General features: G+C 40.9%; 1 pseudogene. It reads left to right on the top strand.

The window, feature by feature from the left end:
• Positions 1-264: pseudogene (locus AAEZ22_RS18430) on the top strand ([protein-PII] uridylyltransferase); the annotation flags it as partial.

Consider the following 264-nt stretch of genomic DNA (forward strand, 5'->3'; position numbering starts at 1 on the left):
TCATGAAACCTTTTAATGTTGCGACTCATGTGAGTTTCTTACCCAGTGCTCGCCATGGTACAAGTATGATGGAATTAAACACTCTCGACACCCCAGGCTTATTAGCCAAAGTAGGTGATACCTTCTACCGTTGTAATGTGACATTATTAGCAGCTAAAATTACCACTATTGGTGAACGTGCAGAAGACTTTTTCATATTAAAAAACCAAAGTGGAACGGCCCTAGATGAGCCACAACAGCAACAATTATCTGATGCGCTAACAC

Source organism: Pseudoalteromonas sp. 20-MNA-CIBAN-0454 (assembly GCF_040308685.1).
GTDB classification, from domain to species: domain Bacteria; phylum Pseudomonadota; class Gammaproteobacteria; order Enterobacterales; family Alteromonadaceae; genus Pseudoalteromonas; species Pseudoalteromonas nigrifaciens.